This window comes from Legionella brunensis (genome assembly GCF_001467025.1).
Classification (GTDB): domain Bacteria; phylum Pseudomonadota; class Gammaproteobacteria; order Legionellales; family Legionellaceae; genus Tatlockia; species Tatlockia brunensis.
The window spans coordinates 402,950-421,236 of record NZ_LNXV01000033.1; the positions used below are offsets into that span (position 1 = coordinate 402,950).

Genomic DNA, 18,287 nt, shown 5'->3' on the forward strand with positions numbered 1-18,287 from the left:
TGTAAACAGACCTTATGGTGTCTGTCTTTTACCATGAAGTAAGGCCGTAATACTTCGAGTTACTCTTGCTGGTGAAATTGCAGCACCATAGGCAAGCAGCTTATTAAGAATCCCGGGAATAATGAATAGTTTATTTTTTTCAAGACCACGATACGCTATTTTAGCCACTTTCTCAGGTGTCATTATTCCTAAAAAACCCCTGGCTAGAAAACTCTCATCCATACCTGCTGAATCAAAGAAATTCGTTTGTGTAGGTCCTGGGCAAAGAATGGAAACATGCACTCCGGATCCTTTTAACTCATAAGCCAATGCTTGTGATAGAGACGCAACGTAAGCCTTTGATGCATAATAGGCTGCCATGAACGGTCCTGGTTGAAAAGCAGCCGTCGATGAAACTTGTAGGATTTTACCCTTGCCTACCTGGGTAAATTTTTTTGCAAAATATCGTGTTAACTCGGACACTGTAATCATATTAAGCTGCAACATTTGATTTAAATACAGTGAATCCATCGAGGCGAAATCCCCTAAATACCCTATGCCAGCATTATTTACCAGACAATTAATTTCATATCCTTTTTCCTCAATAGCTTTAATTAAGTTAAACGCACTATTATTCTGCCCTAAATCCATAGGGATAATATTCACCTCTACTGAGTAAACGGTAGTGATTTTCTGCTTTAGTTGCTCTAAAAGCTCTCTATCACGAGCACAGAGAATTAAATCATGTCCCTGTTTTGCAAATTCACATGCTAAAGCATGTCCTATTCCTTTCGATGAACCAGTTATCAGTGTGAACATGATCCATTCCTTCCTCTATAGGAGCATCTTTTACTATTATAGTTTCTAATGGTTCCTCACCTTGTTTTAAAGATGAACATAGTTCAAAGGCATCATTCCAGAATTCTTTACTGAGTACTTTTAAAACCCTATTACTTTGTCGAACTAATAAATCCCACTTGCCATAAAATGTAGCGTTTTTTAATTTGTCAGCAGATTGCATTATTGTACTAAACAGCTGCAATTTACTAGCAACTTCCTCTACTTTTTCTAAATGAGAATTATTTAAAATCTGAATAAAAATAGATAGCAAGATATGCACATCCCCCTTGATATCTCTAAGATATCTTAACCCGGTTAAAGGACGATTTAGGCTCAAGGAATGTCTCGCCAACTTAAATAATTTTAAATCATGAGGCGTAGTCAGAAAGGAATAAGGTATTTTATGAAATACCGGATAAATTGCCTCAAACAATTGCATATTTTTAACAAGCCATTGTTTTTCGGATATACTGCCTGATAACTTGAGAGGAAAATTGTCACTATGAGTTGGACTTTCATGCCTTCCTTTTACTTCCCTTTTTTTGTCAGTAAAGTAATGTTCGCGTAACTCATGGATTTTCTGTTCTGATATCCCTTCTTTTTTTGCTTCTGATGCTATTTTCTCGAACCAGTCCTCATGACCACGGTAACAACTGAAGTATAATAATTCTTCCATGGACGCAAATGAGGAGTACATTAATTCCTTGTTTTTAGCAGTGTCATTTTTCACCCCATATCGCGCATTAATATAGTTTTTTGCTGCCTCATAACCATTTCTTACTAAAGTGTTTTGCGCCTCCAAATCTAAATCAAACTGTGTAGATGAAACATTGCCGGTAGGAATTAGCACTACTTGATTACTATGTTGTAGCAATTTTAAACGATCTTTTTCCCAACCACTCACAGGATCTGTAACCCCAGTTAATAGTCCATAAATCCAATTCCAGACAAAATTCTCACGGTAAACTCGATCAACGAACTTATCTAATAAATTTCTCTCATAGCCATTATCAAATTGAAAAGCTACCATACTTAAACAATTACCATGTTCAGACTCAAGTAATGTCGACAAATCGTCTTTAAATACTTCTGTAGGAAAGTTATTTAATATTCCACCATCTTTATGCGTAGCACCTTCAACAACAGTAGGTTTAAATACTACTGGAAAACTAGCTGAAGTTTTTCCTGCCTCACTAACCTCCATCCAGGGTGTAGTTGCATATGAAAAATATCTTGTTTTCCTACTTTCTACATTAGTAGCCGTTACAGTTAACTTTTCCCCTAAGCCACAATCTGGATAACGTTTTTTTAATAGATGTAGCGATTCAAACGTAATTTTTCCATGCTTAAAAACACCCTCAGCTAAAAATCTTCGACCTTCAGCTGTTTTATCGACTTCATACTTTTGAATAATCTCATTAACTTTTTTAGTAATCATATAATCAAGAGCAGCTTTCATTGCTCTAGCATCCGATAAACCAGAACTATCAATGTCATAATGAATGATATTTTCTTGCTTAAACCATTGAAAAAAAACAAGAATATCTTTCCAGTTATAACCTAAATAACCTAAGATCGCCATGATTGCTCCCGCAGAGCTACCGGCATATTTAGTTGGTTTAATTCCTGCTTCATCAAATGCCTTTAAAGCACCAACATGGGCAAAAATTTTGGCCCCGCCGCCACAGAAAACCATACTATCTAAATCAGGTCGTTTCTCTACAACCAAAATCTGGCCATTGCTTTCACGTTTGAAAACCCGCACATCCCCTGTCTCAAAAAATAAGCGATATTTTTTGCTCCCATGGAGAATTTCTTCCATTTCGACTTCTTGTGGTACAGTTTCAAACCATGTTTTAACCCATTCCCAAATCCTTGAATACCAGGGTTTCTCAATAAAGAAGCGTTGCGTTTGTCGATACTCCCTCATTGCTTGCATACGTTGTGAACTAGAAACAACCTTAATAGAGAAAGGATGAGGGTTATATATTGTAGAGTCGAAATCATGGGACTGAATGTCGGTAGAAATCAATTTTTCGACCATATCATCGGTTAATAGTACACGCTTAGTATTACGAAGTGGCTCCGGCTGATTATCATGGGCTGCATGGTATTTTTCATCATTATTTTCAATCGCAAACTGGTTTAATCCAATTAACAATCCATGAACATCTTGGCATATTTCTAGGCCAGTTAATTGATAATTAAGTGAGATCTCAAATGGAGTCAAATGCCAATGGTAGGATTTTTTACGTGAAAACAAGAGATTAACGACTCTTCCCCACCAGCTCAAACCAACTTCAGCAGTGTACCCCCTATAGTTACTGGTAGCAGCCCCTGTCAGCAATGCTTGATGCGCATCCTCACTGTGAGGCACTAAAAACCAATTTAAAAATTTCTTCTGATATTGCTCACTCATGCGAGTGAAATCAATGATGACTCGCTCATCATCTAATAAATAATCACCTAAGGTGTATTTTTCATCTGGAGAGGCTCCGTTGATCCGAAACCATCCTTGGTGAACACAAAGCAAAAACTTTTTTAATAAAAGGATATTAGGATAAATTACTGTATCTTTGCGCAACAATGCACTTAACACGTTTTCTCGTGGCATAATTAGTCCTTTCGTTGCGAGTTCTTGGGACACAAACAATCCCATGCTTGTGTTTTGAAAAATAATTTATTGCAAAATTATTTAACTATTTTATTACTAACATAAATCAATGGATAAATAAATACCATTTCTCCTCGCCCACTTACAGACTTCTTTCCAAACTCGGCTGCAGTGGAGAGTTACATCAATGACATTAGACTTGAATTCGTATAAAACACCGGGTATATCGTGATTTTGCGTGTCGTTCCCAAACCTTTAGCAAATGTGCTTGGAAAGGCTAATAAAAAATGAATCTTAGTTGTTAATTGATGACAGTATCTTATCAATAACTTGTGATGGATTTGATGCACGAGTGATAGGTCGGCCAATCACTAAAAAATCGCTTCCCAGCTCAGTAGCTTGCTCAGGAGTCATTATTCGCACTTGATCATCTTTTTCATTTTCAGATAAACGAATACCTGGAGTAACTGTGAGAAAAGAAGAACCACACACTTCTTTGACAGTCGGCACTTCAAAAGCAGAACATACTACACCGTCAAGTTCGGCCTGATAAGCTAGTTTTGCCAATCTCTCTACTTGCTTATCAACGGAAGGTTCTAATCCGATAGTTGGCAACTCGCTAGAACTCATGCTAGTTAAGACAGTCACAGCGATTAGCAAAGGGCGGTTAGAAGTATAATGACTCACAGCCTCTTTTGCAGACTGCATCATTTGGAGACCACCCATAGCATGAACATTGATCATCCACACCCCAAGCTCAGCACAAGCTCGGCAAGCCTGAGCAACTGTATTAGGGATATCGTGAAATTTTAAATCTAAAAAAATTTTAAATCGTCTTTGAATTAATCCACGAACGAAATCCATGCCAAACAAGGTAAACATTTCGCTACCAATTTTTAAAGCACATTGACTTGGATCGACTTTGTCTATCAAGTCTAAAGCTTCATTCTGCTTACAAAAATCAAGAGCGATAATTAGTTTTGGATTTTCCACTATGCGCCAGCCAATACACTAGAGAAACAAGTTTTAACAGCATTAGCAACTTTTTGCTGCTCCTCTAAATCCATATAAGGGTGCATTGGCAGGCTAACGACGTGTTGACTAGCACGCTCAGCATTAGGGAAGTCACCTAATTTATGTCCCAAATAGGCCAATGCTTCTTGCTGATGCATAGCCACTGGGTAATGAACTGCAGTAGGTATGCCTAATGCTTGCATCTGTTTTTGGAAATCATCTCGATTAGGAACTTCAATCGTATACTGAGCAAAAACGCTGGTATTACCCGGTTTCACAACTGGAGTTTTTACGATGTCAGAAAGTAATTGCTCATATCGTTGCGCAACACGTTGGCGCATAGCAATTTCATCCGGAAATAACTTCATTTTTTCAATTAAAATGGCTGCTTGTATGGTATCCATACGGCCATTGATACCAATTCGACGATGGCAGTATCTTGCATTTTGTCCATGAATGCGAATCTCCAGCATTCTTTCTGCCAATATGTCATCATCAGTAAAGCAAGCACCCGAATCCCCATAACCACCTAAAGGCTTGGAGGGAAAGAAGCTAGTACAACCAATAGTGGATAACGCTCCTGAGTATGTCCCTTTGTAAGTAGCTCCAAAGCTTTGAGCCGCATCCTCAATTACCGGTAAACCATGTTGTTTAGCAATAAGATTTATTGCATCCATATCGGCACACTGTCCATATAAGCTAACAGGCATAATGGCTTTGGTTTTAGCCGTTATTTTCGCTTCAATTTGAGCTGGGTCAATATTGTAGGTCGATGGATCAATATCAACAAACACTGGTTTCGCTTGGCAAAGGGCAATTACCTCCGCCGTCGCAAAGAAACTAAATGGGCTAGTAATCACTTCATCACCAGGCTCTAGTTCTAAAGCTAAAAGAGCCATTAGCAAAGCATCCGTACCACTCGAATTAACAATTGCGTGCCTGACACCTAAAAATTTTGCTAATTGCTCTTCTAACTTGGCAATTTCGGGTCCCATAATATATTGTCCATGTTCAAGGACAGTTTGGATACCCTTTAAAATATCTGTTTCGATTAATTTATATTGTTTTTTAAGATCGATAAATTGCATAATTTTCTCAAAATTTAGCAAAAGAAATGATTAGTACACTGTAAATTAGAATGAACCGTTGATAGTAACTCTTCTGTTTTAATTCTACTTTTTCCTTATTTCAGTCATCCTAAGGCTCATTGCTTGTTAACTTGACAATTAAGCACTGTCGCAATTATGGCCTATTTGGGAGTTCCCCTCCTAATTTATCTTAGTTCACTAATCTCCTTCCAAACCATGAACGGGCTTCATTCTACCCCATTGTTTACAACTTGGGCAATGCCAATGCAAATGTTTCCCTCCAAATCCACAATGGCCGCAACGATAAATTGGTTTATTATCTAAAAATTTACTTGTCATATCATAGAGCATTTGCAATTTATCCCTGACTTTTCCGTGGGCAGTTTCTAAATGCCAGAAAATAAGACGATTTAACCCTCTAATCGAAGGATGAGTACTTAGTTTTTCTGAGACGAAATCAATTGCTGTGTCCATATCCTTCTGATGGCATAAAAATTCAGCAATAACAAAGATTGTGGAGGCACGGGGATGTTCTTTTAGAGTATCTTGTAAATATTCTACACATTCATACATTGCATCCAGTTCGCGATAACAGACTACCAAAGGTTCTATTATCTCACTAAGAAATTCAGGATCTTGTTGAGGAACACGGCGTAAAGACCGAATAGCTTGTTTATAGCGATTATTTTGCATATCAAGGGACGCTTGCATCAAACTGGCACGGACACACATCTTATCTACAGTTAAAGCCTGCTTGATGGCATTTTGTGCTTTTTCCATGGAATTAGTTTTTAAAGCCTGGTTTGCAATTTCACAATAATAATGAGCCGCTTGTATGTGCATACTTTGGCCTAATGAAAGCTCTATTTTTTTAGTAATATCCAAAGCCTTCTCCCAGGCTTTTTCTTGCTGATAAATGGCAAGCAATCCCTGTAAACTGCAGGTTTCCTTACTTCCCCCCATCTCAACAACTTCTAAAAAAATACGCTCTGCCCTATCAAAGACCCCCGCACTCATATAATCTTGGCCAAGAGCCATTAATGCCTCTTTACGCTCTCTAAGGCTTAACTGTGGTCTTGCAATCAAATTTTGATGAATTCTGATTGCTCTATCAACCTCTCCTCGTCGACGAAACAAGCTTCCCAATGCAAGGTGGGTTTCAACTGTTTCACTGTCAACCTCTAGAAGTTTGATAAATACATCCACTGCTTTATCGGGTTGTTCATTCAATAAGTAATTTAAACCGACAACGTATTCGCGGGATAAACGATTATTAAACGCTGTTTCTTTGCCAGAATAATTACGGCTAGCAACCCACCAACCAGACCAAGCTGCAGCAGGTAACAATAATGGCCATAAATTAATCATTAAAGATCTCCATTATTTCGTTTGTCCAAAGCAGATGGTAAATCTGCTAAATTCTGAATCATCTGATTCTTACCGTCAATTCACTGCAACTCAATGTTGATCCTGCAGAGGAATTGATCTTAGATTTTTAATTTCTTTTTCAGTTAATTTAAATTGGTTTTTGAGTTTTAGGTACTCTACTTTAAGCCGCCAATAGCGATATAGGAATAGAAGAAAGCCTAAAAGCAAACCTATACCAAGCATAATCGTCATGAGGACTGAAATAGGCATTGTCAATTTTGTAAAATAAAAATTAACCTGGACTGAGGATGCATTTAAAGCAGCAAAAGTAACCCCTAACAAAATTAACAATAAATAAAATACCATCATAAACAAACGCATCGCATTATTCCTATAATGAATTCCGCTACAAGCGAAATATGAGAGGGTTGTTAGGGCTAACTTCAGAATACTCTAGCATTCTTATAAAATTTGGCAATGGAAAATAGTATTGTTTAGTAACTCAGATACTCTTTGCACTTTCTTTAGTCATCCTAAACAGTGCTGAATCGTCCTTAATTTCTATCAATTATCGGAAATGAGAAGATAGTCATTTAAGACAAAAAAAAAGCGTAGTTTCCTACGCTTTTTTAGTTAAAGGGGATTACTCACCTTCTTTGCTTGCCATCTTCTCTTTCAATAGATCGCCCAATGTTGTTGAAGCAACTTCTCCACTGCGTGAGTATTTTTTAATTGCTTCTGCTTGATCTTGAGCATCTTTTGCTTTGACAGAAAGAGCGATTGTACGGTTTTTCTTATCAACATTGATAATTTTTGCTTCGACCTCATCACCTTCTTTGAAATGAGCAGTTGCGTCATCAACTCTTTCTTCAGAAATTTCATTTGAACGAATAGTACCTACAACCTCAGGAGCTAGATCAATTGTGACTGTCTTAGAGTCTACTGCAGAGACAGTACCCTTGACGATAGCACCTTTAGCATGCTCTTCAACGTAAGTTGTAAAAGCATCTCCTTCGAGTTGTTTCAAGCCCAAAGAAATACGCTCACGCTCAGCATCAATTGCAAGGATAACAGCTTCTAATTCTTGACCTTTCTTGAATTGCTTAACAGCTTCTTCGCCTGGAGTATTCCAAGAAATATCAGATAAATGGACTAAACCATCAATATCACCATCTAGGCCAATGAAAATTCCGAAGTCAGTAATTGAACGGATTTTCCCTTTAACTTTTTGACCTTTGCTATGGGTTTGTGAGAACTGATGCCAAGGATTGCCAACACATTGCTTCATACCGAGAGAAATGCGGCGACGCTCCTCATCAATTTCGAGCACCATGACATCAACAACATCACCCATTGAAACTACTTTGCTAGGATGTACGTTCTTGTTAGTCCAATCCATCTCAGACATATGTACTAACCCTTCTACACCCTCTTCAATTTCAACAAAGCAACCATAATCAGTGATATTAGTCACTTTACCTTGTAATTTTTTACCAACAGGATAACGCTCAACCAAATCAACCCAAGGGTCATTGCCTAATTGCTTCATGCCTAATGAAACACGATTACGTTCGCTGTCAAAACTTAGTACTTTTACACGAACATCTTGGCCAACAGTGAGGACCTCACTTGGATGTTTGACGCGTTTCCAAGAAATATCAGTAATATGCAGCAAGCCATCAATACCACCTAAGTCAATAAACGCACCGTAGTCAGTGAGGTTTTTGACGATACCATTGAGAACTTGGCCTTCATGCAATGACTCAAGAAGTGCTTGTCTATCAGCACTGCTTTCTTCTTCCACAACAGCACGACGAGAAACGACAATGTTGTTGCGCTTTAGATCCATTTTAATAACTTTAAATTCTAATTCTTTACCTTCGAGGTAAGAGGGGTCACGGACAGGTCTGACATCAACCAAAGAACCAGGCAAAAATGCGCGAATTGAGCCAATTTCAACAGTGAAGCCACCTTTGACTTTACCAGAAATCAAACCAGTAACCGTATCGTTGTTTTCGTGACATTTTGACAACTTACGCCATGCTTCCTGACGTTTTGCTTTTTCTCTAGATAGTAACGTCTCGCCATAGCCATCTTCTACAGAATCCAAGGCTACTTCAACAGTGTCACCTAAATGGATTTCTAGCTCACCATTTTTATCTTGGAATTCTTCAACAGCAACGATACCTTCTGATTTCAAACCTGCGTTTAAGGTGACATAGTCATCGTCAATACCGATAACCTTTGCTGTAATAATTGCACCAGGATAAAACTGTGCGCCAACGATACTTTGCTCAAATAATTCTTTGAAACTTTCAGACATATTAATAAACTCTTTAGTAAAAAAATGAAAGCACGAGATCCTCTCGCCTTTCCCCCATTTGCTTTAACGAAAAAACAAGTGCTCATCGACCAATTTTAATACATTATCGAACACTTGTACAATCGTTAAACCAGTCGTATCAATAAAAGCCGCATCCTCTGCAGGTTTTAATGGCGCATGCAACCGTGACGTGTCTCTTGCATCACGTTTAGCCAATTCATCAACAACTTCGGCGAGGCTAGCATCAATTCCTTTTTCTTTCAACTGTAAATAACGTCTAAATGCTCTTTCTTCGGGTGAAGCATACAAATAAATCTTTAAAATGGCGTCTGGAAACACCACTGTGCCCATATCTCGACCATCCGTAACTAAACCTGGGGACATTGCAAAAGCCCTCTGACGGGCCAATAATGCCTTTCTGACTTCAGGTAAAACGGCAATTTTGGAAGCATCCTGACCACACTGCTCGCTTCTTATCTCATCAACAACATTCTTACCCTCTAAAAGTACTTGTGCTTTTTGCTCCGGATCAGTTTCAAATCGCAAATTTAAAGAATGAGCCAGTTCTGCCAAGGCAGCTTCATTACTAAAATCTATCCTTTTTTTCCTTGCCGCCAGAGCAAGGACCCTATAAATGGAGCCACTATCTAGTACATGCCATTGCAAATGATTTGCGAGCATGTGACAAATAGTTCCCTTGCCTGTACCACTTGGTCCATCTAATGTAATGACCGGTACGTTTTTATCTGACTTCATCTTTAATTTCCTTGATAGCCAAATTAATTTTGTTTGCCGTTTTCACAAAAGTAGGAAATGATGTTGCAACATTTGCGCAATTTTTAATTGTAACTGGATTTTTTGCCATAGCGCCCGCAATTGCAAAAGACATAGCAATGCGGTGATCATGAAAGCTATTTACCTCACCGCCCTGCAGCTCTCCACCGTTAATGTATAAACCATCTTCAAACGCTTGAGCCTCTATACCTAATTCTTGCAATCCTTCAACCATTGCCCCAATTCTATCACTTTCCTTGCAACGTAATTCTCGCGCCCCATGCAGTAAGGTTTGTCCTTTCGCACAAGCTGCTGCAATGAAAATTGCTGGAAATTCATCAATCGCTATGGGAACTAATTCTGAGGGAATATCAATACCTTCGAGGGGTGCATGCCTGACACAAAGATCGGCAACTAACTCTTCGCCACATAGTCGCTTATTATTTAAGCTTATATCAGCCCCCATGAGAATCAAAATCTGAATAATGCCTGTTCTTGTAGGATTAATCCCCACATTTCTAATTAATAACTCAGAGCCTGGAATAAGTGTCGCTGCCACAATAAAAAAGGCAGCAGAGGAGATATCACCTGGTACAATAATATCTGTACCTAAACATTCACTTTCCGAATTAATAACTATAGTATTTTCAGCTTTTTGAATAGGGTAAGAAAATGTCGTTAGCATTCTTTCTGTGTGATCACGAGTAAAACCAGGCTCAACCACCCTGGTTTCCCCTTGAGCATATAGGCCTGCTAATAATAAACAGGATTTAACTTGGGCACTAGCCACAGGCATTTCATAAGTAATACCATGTAAAGAATGACCACCTCGAATGAACAATGGAGGCTTGCCCTCAGTAGTTCTTATTTCAGCACCCATTTGTACTAATGGTCTGCTTACCCTTTCCATCGGCCTTTTTTGCAAACTATGATCACCATTAAGCTCACTATCAAAAGATTGAGCAGCCAGAAGTCCTGCAAGAAGACGCATGGTGGTTCCTGAATTACCACAATCTATAACCTTTTCAGGCTTTTTTAAGCCGTGCTTACCTACTCCATGAATAACCACACGCTGTGCAACAGGTCCCTCTATAGACACTCCCATCGACTGAAACGCCTTAAGGGTAGCAAGACAATCCTCTCCCTCTAAAAAACCACTTACAGTGGTAGTGCCTTTTGCAATAGCGCCTAAAATAATAGCTCGATGTGAGATAGATTTATCACCGGGAACAGTTATATCGCCCTGTAAGGCTTTTACTGGGCTGCTCACGAAATGTAGCAGATTCATTGGTCGTATTCCTTAGCAAAATCACACATAAATTCAATTAACGCATTTACCCCATCCAAAGGCATGGCATTGTAGAGACTGGCGCGTAACCCAGCAACAGCACGATGCCCCTTTAAAGCCAACAAGTTACGCTCACATGCTTGAGCGATAAATAACTCCTCAAGTTCAGGCTTTCTTAGATTAAAACAAACATTCATTAGCGATCTGGATTCCTTAACTACTTTACAGTGATAGAAGGAAGAACCATCGATATAATCGTAAAGCTTAGCTGCTTTTTTACAATTGACCGCATAAAGAGCCTCTACTCCGCCTTGATTTTTAATCCATTGAAACATTTTAGCTGCCAAATAGCAGTTAAATGTTGGTGGTGTGGCATAGATTGAATTTTCTGCAACATGGACCCGATAATCAAGCATGGTAGGTATCGTTTTATTGTCAATTGTCCTTAAAAATTCATCCTTTATTATCACGACCGTCAAACCTGCATTCGCTATATTTTTTTGTGCTCCAGCAAAAATCAAATCATATTTTTGAACTTTCACAGGCTCACTCAATAAGCTGGAAGTCATATCTGCGATGAGAGGTATATTTGAGATTTTGGGCTCTTGAGAAAAACGTACTCCATTAATAGTTTCATTTGAGGTGAGATATACATAAGTGGTCTTTTCAGCAATCTGCCAGTCGGTTATATCAGGAATGTTGCTAAAATTACTTTCTTCACTAGTCGCTATACAGTAGGCTTTTTTTAACTTACATGCCTCTTGATAGGCAATGGACGACCAAAGACCCGTAATAAAATAACCGGCATGCTGTCCACTATCTAAGAAATTAAGCGGAATCATACCAAACTGCGTGCGAGCAGCCCCTCCTAGAAACAAGATATGATAATTTAAGGGAATAGTTAAAAGTTCACGCAAATCTTGTTTGGCTTGCTCCATTAAAGCAACAAATTCTGGTGTTCGATGACCAATTTCCATAATCGACATGCCTGAATTTTGCCAATTTAAGAGCTCACTTTGGACTTCTCTTAGAATTGGCTCAGGTAACATGGCAGGACCCGCACCAAAATTGTATCCCCTATTCATTATCGCCTTCGTTTGCCTCGTCTACAGAAAGATTATCCTCCATACTCTCTTCTGTAATGTCAGACTCATCCGAACTGTCTTCGCCAATGTCCTCAATACGTTGCATACCTACAACGTGTTCACCAGTACTTACGTTAATAAGTCGAACACCCTGTGTGTTACGGCCAATGATGGATAATTCAGCGACCCGGAAACGAACTAATGTTCCTTTATCAGTAATGAGCATTGCTTCATCAGTATCCTCAACCTGCAACGCGCGAACCACTTTTCCATTTCGCTCATTGACTTGAATAGAGATAACACCCTGACCACCCCTTCCTGATATACGGTATTCCTCGATGTTCGTACGTTTTCCATATCCGTTTTCGGTTGCGGTTAATATAGTACCCTGAGATTTGGCAACAACGAGTGAAATCACAGATTGATTTTCATGTAAGCGAATACCACGAACGCCTCGCGCGGTTCTTCCCATTGGTCGAACAAGGCTCTCATCAAAACGAACAACCTTACCTGCATCGGTAAATAGCATAATATCTTTACTACCATCAGTAATATCAACACCTACCAGGCGGTCATCTTCATCTAAATCAACAGCAATGATTCCATTTGAACGTGGGCGGCTAAATGCCTCGAGGGGAACTTTTTTTACAGTTCCATGTTTAGTAGCCATAAAGACAAAATAGCCTTCAGTGTATTCTCGAACCGGCAACATGGCATTGATTGATTCGCCCTCAGCAAGGGGAAGAATATTAACTATGGGCCTACCTCGGGAAATCCTACTGGCAAGAGGTAACTGATAAGCTTTTAACCAATACAATTTACCGTGATTTGAGAAGCATAATAAAGTGTCATGCGTACTTGCGATCACCAAACGCTCTACAAAATCTTCATCTTTCACATTTGTTGCTGATTTACCTTTGCCTCCACGACGTTGCGCCTGATAGGCAGAAATCGGTTGATATTTCACATAGCCTTGATGAGATAAGGTTACTACCACGTCTTCTTCGGTAATTAAGTCTTCAATTGTCAGATCTTCTTGAGAAGCTGTGATTTCAGTGCGACGCGCATCACCAAATTGCGTTTTAATTTCTAATAATTCAGTTCGAATAACTTGCATTAATCGCTCAGGAGAAGCCAAGATGTCTAGCAGCTCTTTGATAACACCAAGTAATTCTTCGAATTCATTAATAATTTTATCTTGTTCAAGAGCTGTTAAGCGATGCAGTCTTAATTCAAGAATAGCTTGAGCCTGGTTTTCTGATAAACGATAACCAGCATCAGTTAAGCCAAAATCACTTGTTAAATCATCTGGGCGAGAAGCATCACTCCCCGCATTTTTCAGCATAGCCTTGACCAGTCCAGGCTCCCAAAGTCTTGCCAGCAAGGCCTCTTTTGCATCTTGCGGAGTAGCAGACTTTTTAATCAACTCAATCATTACATCAATATTTGCCAGCGCAATTCCTAAACCCTCTAAGAGATGGGCTCGGTTTCTTGCTTTTTTGAGTTCGAAAATAGTACGTCTGGTTACAACTTCACGGCGATGCTTAATAAAATGATCCAGAACTTCTTTCAGATTCAGAGTACGCGGTTGGCCATCTACTAGAGCAACCATATTAATGCCGAACACATTCTGCATTTGGGTGTGAGCATAGAGATTATTAAGGATTACTTCAGGAACCTCTCCACGCTTTAGTTCTATAACAACCCGCATCCCTTGCTTATCAGATTCATCACGTAAACCAGAAATCCCTTCTATACGTTTTTCACGAACAAGTTCAGCAATCTTTTCAACCAAGCGTGCTTTATTAACTTGATAAGGCAATTCAGTAATGATAATTGACTGTCGACCTGTTTGACTTTCTGTTTCAATCTCGGTGCGAGCACGAACATAAATACGGCCCCGGCCTGTACGATAGGCTTGTATAATCCCTGCCTTGCCATTAATGATGGCAGCAGTTGGAAAATCAGGACCAGGGATATAATTCATCAAATCATCTAGCGATAAATCGGGCTCATCTACCAAAGCCACACAAGCATTGATAATTTCAGTAAGGTTATGTGGCGGAATATTCGTCGCCATACCTACTGCAATACCTGAGGAGCCATTGACTAAAAGATTAGGAATTCTTGCGGGTAAAACAACTGGTGCAAATTCAGTCTCATCATAGTTAGGACTGAAATCAACGGTTTCTTTTTCCAAATCAGCCAGTAACGCATGCGCAATCTTCGACATTCTGACTTCGGTATAACGCATAGCCGCTGCAAAATCACCGTCAACAGAACCGAAGTTCCCCTGTCCATCAATGAGCATGTAACGCATGGAGAAAGGCTGAGCCATACGAACAATAGTGTCGTAAACAGCAGTATCTCCATGTGGGTGATATTTACCTATCACATCCCCGACAACACGAGCGGATTTTTTGTAGGGCTTATTCCAATCATTGCCCAATTCACTCATAGCAAAAAGTACGCGTCTATGAACGGGCTTTAAACCGTCTCGAACATCAGGTAATGCCCGACCGACGATAACACTCATTGCATAGTCCAGGTAAGACTGTTTCAATTCGTCTTCAATATTGACTGGTATGACTTCTTTGGCTAGATAAACCATGACTAGGTCGTATCCTTATGCATTTTCTGCAGATAAATTAGGTTTAGAATGATACCACACAGGCCGCTTTAATTGAATCAATATCATAGTTACTTAGAGATATAAGGTATGCGCTCCAGGAAACTAATTATAAACTTATCAACGTTCAGTTTAATGTTGCTCAAGAATTCCCCTGTCATACGATTTGCCAAAACCACACTAATCGATAAACATCGATGTCCTAATAAATGGCCTAAACCCAGGATAGCGGCCGTCTCCATTTCAAGGTTGGTAACTCCAAATCCACCAAAACTAAACTTACTCAACTTCGTTAAAAAGTTCGGATATCGGAGTGGTAAACGCAATCGCCGACCTTGTGCACCATAAAATCCTCCACAAGTTGCCGTAATCCCCAAAACACCTAAATTTTTATAATTATCAACAAGTTGCGAATCAGCTCCTGATACAAAAAAAGGTCCTGACTCTGTACCTAGGTGTTCGCGTAAGGCCTCCTGTAAATCTGCTAAATCAGCAGACAATTCATAATCATAGTAATTAAGAAAAGTATCAAATCCAATGGCATAACGACTAATCATGACATCTCCAGGTTGGCAATCAGCTTTGATTCCTCCTGTTGTACCCAGTCGAATAATGGTGAACTGTCTTGATTTCTCACGTATTTCTCTTGTCTCCAAATCAATATTCGCTAAGGCGTCAATTTCTGTCATTACTATATCGATATTGGGCATACCAATCCCGGTTGATAAAACACTCAGACGATGTGATCCAATATAACCAGTATGGGTAACAAACTCGCGATGTGCACTTTGAAATTCAATTTTGTCAAAATATTGGCTAACCTGCTGCACACGCCCAGGATCTCCTACCGTTATAATAAGGTCAGCTATCTCATCTTCGCGCAAATCCAGGTGGTAAACGGCTCCGCGCTTGTTAAAGGGTAACTCCGCTGGTTTTATCATTATTATTCCCTAATTATTTCCTACTAAAAAATCTAAAATTGTCTCATACTTATTCATACTGTTAAAAATGAATTTGCTCGCAGATAAATTGACTGTAAAGGGGCATTTTTATATAGTTCCGCACACTGACGCAAGAGAAGGCTATGAAGCCACAAATTTAGGAGACGCGATGACCCAAAAAGTTGCCCAACTTACCATAAACGGCCATGATCCGATTGAGCTTCCAATATATAGCCCAACACTTGGTAATGATGTGATTGATATTAATAAATTAGCCGCGCAAGGTTACTTTACTTTCGATCCAGGCTTTGTTGCTACCGCCTCCTGTGAGTCAAAAATCACCTATATTGATGGTGAAAAAGGCATATTGCTTTATCGCGGCTATCCAATTGAACAATTAGCTGAGAAGAAGGACTTTCTTGATGTGAGCTACTTACTACTCAATGGAGAGCTCCCTAATGAAAACGAGAAAAAGGATTTCGTCAGTCTGATTAATAACCACACCATGGTACATCAGCAGATGTACAATTTTTTAAATGGATTCCGTCGCGATGCACATCCTATGGCCATTATGGTTGGTATAGTCGGTGCATTATCCGCATTTTATCACGATTCAATTGACTTGAATAATCAACAAGACCGTTACATTTCAGCAATTCGCTTGATTGCTAAGATGCCTACTTTAGCTGCAATGAGTTATAAATACTCCGTAGGGCAACCTTATATGTATCCTCAAAATAAAATGTCTTATGCAGAAAACTTTTTACATATGATGTTCGGGGTACCCTCAGAAGATGTTACACCTGATCCTGTTATTGTGAATGCAATGGATACCATTTTTACGCTTCATGCCGATCATGAGCAAAACGCCTCAACATCCACAGTAAGACTTGCTGGTTCAACAGGGGCCAATCCTTATGCTTGTATTTCGGCTGGAATAGGTGCTCTATGGGGGCCTGCACATGGTGGTGCCAACGAAGCCTGTCTCAATATGCTAAAAGAAATTGGTGATATCAAACACATTAACCATTATATCAAACGAGCTAAAGACAAAGATGATCCTTTCCGTCTGATGGGCTTTGGACATCGTGTCTATAAAAGCTATGATCCTCGTGCAAAAGTAATGCGTAAAACTTGCTATGAAGTTCTTAATGCTGTTGGTGCTCACGATGCTCCTTTATTTAAATTAGCACTAGAACTTGAGCGAATTGCACTTGAAGATGAATATTTCGTCGAGAAGAAGCTTTACCCCAACGTCGATTTCTACTCGGGTATTACATTAAGTGCCATTGGAATTCCAACCAACATGTACACTGTAATTTTTGCTTTGGCAAGAACAGTGGGATGGATGTCACACTGGATGGAGATGGTCGCCAGCAAATCTAAAATCGGTCGTCCCCGTCAACTTTACACTGGTGAAAGTGAGCGCGATGTGACGTAATTCTTTAAGCAGTCAATGATTGGCTGCTTATTTATTCCCAATATCTAATTAATAGCAGTCCAATAAATACTTAAGTAGCCTACCATCACCAGATAGCTGTAGGGAGAAAGAGATGCAGCGGATTTGTTTTTTTGATAGCCATTTTCATATTATTGATCCCCACTTTCCTTTAATCCCCAATAATGGCTATTTACCCCCCTCCTTTACAGTAATCGAATATTACGAGCGGCTGAACAAATTTAATTTATTGGGAGGAGTAGTCGTTTCGGGTTCTTTCCAAGGCTTTGATCAAAGTTATCTCTTAAGCAGTTTAAAGGAATTAGGTCTGGGTTTTGTCGGCGTAACACAATTGCCTTTTTCTATTCTAGATAAGGAAATCTTAGCGCTACAAACAGCAGGAGTTCGAGCCATTCGTTTTAACCTAAAGCGTGGTGGGTCAGAAGGTCTTGCGAATCTACAATCCTTTGCTCAACGCGTTTATGATCTTGCTGGTTGGCATATTGAATTGTATGTTGAATCTGGTGAGCTACCACAACTTGCTGACATTTTACTTAAACTTCCCGCCGTTAGTATTGATCATCTCGGACTTACCAAAGAAGGCTTCCCTACTCTTCTTTTTTTAATTGAACATGGTATTAAAGTGAAAGCCTCTGGATTTGGTAGAGTTGATTTTGACGTACCACAAGCATTAAAGGACATTAGTCAAGCCAATCCTGATGCTTTGATGTTCGGCACAGACTTACCTTCCACCCGTGCTTTGCGGCCTTTTTACGATGAAGATATCTCTCTTATTCTAGATACCTTAGATACTTCACTTGCTGAAAAAGTACTTTATCTTAATGCCTTACAATTTTACCGTATCCCAACACTTCCTAAATCTATAGCACACGATTGATTTTAAGG

The 18,287-nt window shown here is 39.4% G+C and carries 14 protein-coding genes; 2 read left to right on the top strand and 12 right to left on the bottom strand.

Going from position 1 to position 18,287, the window contains the following annotated elements:
- Positions 1 to 12: 12 nt before the first annotated feature.
- The 12 genes from Lbru_RS13135 to Lbru_RS13190 form a co-directional block, all read right to left on the bottom strand.
- Positions 13 to 798 carry an SDR family NAD(P)-dependent oxidoreductase gene (locus Lbru_RS13135; RefSeq protein ID WP_058442579.1) on the bottom strand — a complete coding sequence of 262 codons (786 nt, stop codon included), beginning with the start codon at positions 796 to 798 and terminating at the stop codon, positions 13 to 15.
- Positions 743 to 3,433, bottom strand: coding sequence for a Dot/Icm T4SS effector VpdC (vpdC, locus tag Lbru_RS13140; protein WP_058442580.1), 2,691 nt, complete (start codon positions 3,431 to 3,433; stop codon positions 743 to 745). Before vpdC ends, Lbru_RS13135 begins: the two co-directional genes overlap by 56 nt.
- Positions 3,434 to 3,727: 294 nt before the next feature.
- Entirely contained in the window at positions 3,728 to 4,426 is a 699-nt protein-coding gene (pyrF, locus tag Lbru_RS13145) for an orotidine-5'-phosphate decarboxylase (protein ID WP_058442581.1), read from the bottom strand.
- The gene (locus Lbru_RS13150) at positions 4,426 to 5,535 is read right to left on the bottom strand and encodes a DegT/DnrJ/EryC1/StrS family aminotransferase (RefSeq protein ID WP_058442582.1); all 1,110 of its coding nucleotides are present in this window, start codon (positions 5,533 to 5,535) and stop codon (positions 4,426 to 4,428) included. The genes pyrF and Lbru_RS13150 overlap by 1 nt, the downstream gene beginning before the upstream one ends.
- 198 nt (positions 5,536 to 5,733) lie before the next feature.
- Positions 5,734 to 6,903: a lipopolysaccharide assembly protein LapB gene (gene lapB / locus Lbru_RS13155; RefSeq protein ID WP_058442583.1), complete on the bottom strand. Its 1,170-nt coding sequence runs from the start codon at positions 6,901 to 6,903 to the stop codon at positions 5,734 to 5,736.
- Between the two features lie 90 nt (positions 6,904 to 6,993).
- The gene (locus Lbru_RS13160) at positions 6,994 to 7,284 is read right to left on the bottom strand and encodes a lipopolysaccharide assembly protein LapA domain-containing protein (protein ID WP_058442584.1); all 291 of its coding nucleotides are present in this window, start codon (positions 7,282 to 7,284) and stop codon (positions 6,994 to 6,996) included.
- A gap of 262 nt (positions 7,285 to 7,546) precedes the next feature.
- Positions 7,547 to 9,226, bottom strand: coding sequence for a 30S ribosomal protein S1 (gene rpsA, locus Lbru_RS13165; protein WP_058442585.1), 1,680 nt, complete (start codon positions 9,224 to 9,226; stop codon positions 7,547 to 7,549).
- 63 nt (positions 9,227 to 9,289) lie between these two features.
- Positions 9,290 to 9,982, bottom strand: a complete 693-nt coding sequence (gene cmk / locus Lbru_RS13170; protein WP_058442586.1) for a (d)CMP kinase — start codon at positions 9,980 to 9,982, stop codon at positions 9,290 to 9,292.
- Entirely contained in the window at positions 9,969 to 11,288 is a 1,320-nt protein-coding gene (gene aroA / locus Lbru_RS13175) for a 3-phosphoshikimate 1-carboxyvinyltransferase (protein WP_058442587.1), read from the bottom strand. Before aroA ends, cmk begins: the two co-directional genes overlap by 14 nt.
- On the bottom strand, positions 11,285 to 12,373 hold the full coding sequence (serC, locus tag Lbru_RS13180) for a 3-phosphoserine/phosphohydroxythreonine transaminase (protein ID WP_058442588.1): 1,089 nt from the start codon (positions 12,371 to 12,373) through the stop codon (positions 11,285 to 11,287). The genes aroA and serC overlap by 4 nt, the downstream gene beginning before the upstream one ends.
- Positions 12,366 to 14,984 carry a DNA gyrase subunit A gene (gene gyrA, locus Lbru_RS13185; RefSeq protein WP_058442589.1) on the bottom strand — a complete coding sequence of 873 codons (2,619 nt, stop codon included), beginning with the start codon at positions 14,982 to 14,984 and terminating at the stop codon, positions 12,366 to 12,368. Before gyrA ends, serC begins: the two co-directional genes overlap by 8 nt.
- A gap of 89 nt (positions 14,985 to 15,073) precedes the next feature.
- Positions 15,074 to 15,943 (bottom strand): nucleoside phosphorylase, encoded by an 870-nt coding sequence (locus tag Lbru_RS13190; RefSeq protein WP_058442590.1) that lies wholly within the window; start codon positions 15,941 to 15,943, stop codon positions 15,074 to 15,076.
- 169 nt (positions 15,944 to 16,112) lie between these two features.
- Between Lbru_RS13190 and gltA the strand changes: the two genes are divergently transcribed.
- Together gltA and Lbru_RS13200 are read left to right on the top strand one after the other, a co-directional pair.
- Positions 16,113 to 17,384 carry a citrate synthase gene (gltA, locus tag Lbru_RS13195; RefSeq protein WP_058442591.1) on the top strand — a complete coding sequence of 424 codons (1,272 nt, stop codon included), beginning with the start codon at positions 16,113 to 16,115 and terminating at the stop codon, positions 17,382 to 17,384.
- Positions 17,385 to 17,496: 112 nt separating this feature from the next.
- Positions 17,497 to 18,279 (top strand): amidohydrolase family protein, encoded by a 783-nt coding sequence (locus Lbru_RS13200; protein WP_058442592.1) that lies wholly within the window; start codon positions 17,497 to 17,499, stop codon positions 18,277 to 18,279.
- The last annotated feature ends 8 nt before the right edge of the window (positions 18,280 to 18,287 follow it).

Coding starts and splice junctions, on each gene's coding strand:
- rpsA (WP_058442585.1), bottom strand. CDS start 9,226: ATGTCTGAAAGTTTCAAAGAATTATTTGAGCAAAGTATCGTTGGCGCA.
- serC (WP_058442588.1), bottom strand. CDS start 12,373: ATGAATAGGGGATACAATTTTGGTGCGGGTCCTGCCATGTTACCTGAG.
- cmk (WP_058442586.1), bottom strand. CDS start 9,982: ATGAAGTCAGATAAAAACGTACCGGTCATTACATTAGATGGACCAAGT.
- Lbru_RS13150 (WP_058442582.1), bottom strand. CDS start 5,535: ATGCAATTTATCGATCTTAAAAAACAATATAAATTAATCGAAACAGAT.
- Lbru_RS13190 (WP_058442590.1), bottom strand. CDS start 15,943: ATGATAAAACCAGCGGAGTTACCCTTTAACAAGCGCGGAGCCGTTTAC.
- aroA (WP_058442587.1), bottom strand. CDS start 11,288: ATGAATCTGCTACATTTCGTGAGCAGCCCAGTAAAAGCCTTACAGGGC.
- Lbru_RS13135 (WP_058442579.1), bottom strand. CDS start 798: ATGTTCACACTGATAACTGGTTCATCGAAAGGAATAGGACATGCTTTA.
- Lbru_RS13160 (WP_058442584.1), bottom strand. CDS start 7,284: ATGCGTTTGTTTATGATGGTATTTTATTTATTGTTAATTTTGTTAGGG.
- Lbru_RS13200 (WP_058442592.1), top strand. CDS start 17,497: ATGCAGCGGATTTGTTTTTTTGATAGCCATTTTCATATTATTGATCCC.
- lapB (WP_058442583.1), bottom strand. CDS start 6,903: ATGATTAATTTATGGCCATTATTGTTACCTGCTGCAGCTTGGTCTGGT.
- vpdC (WP_058442580.1), bottom strand. CDS start 3,433: ATGCCACGAGAAAACGTGTTAAGTGCATTGTTGCGCAAAGATACAGTA.
- gyrA (WP_058442589.1), bottom strand. CDS start 14,984: ATGGTTTATCTAGCCAAAGAAGTCATACCAGTCAATATTGAAGACGAA.
- gltA (WP_058442591.1), top strand. CDS start 16,113: ATGACCCAAAAAGTTGCCCAACTTACCATAAACGGCCATGATCCGATT.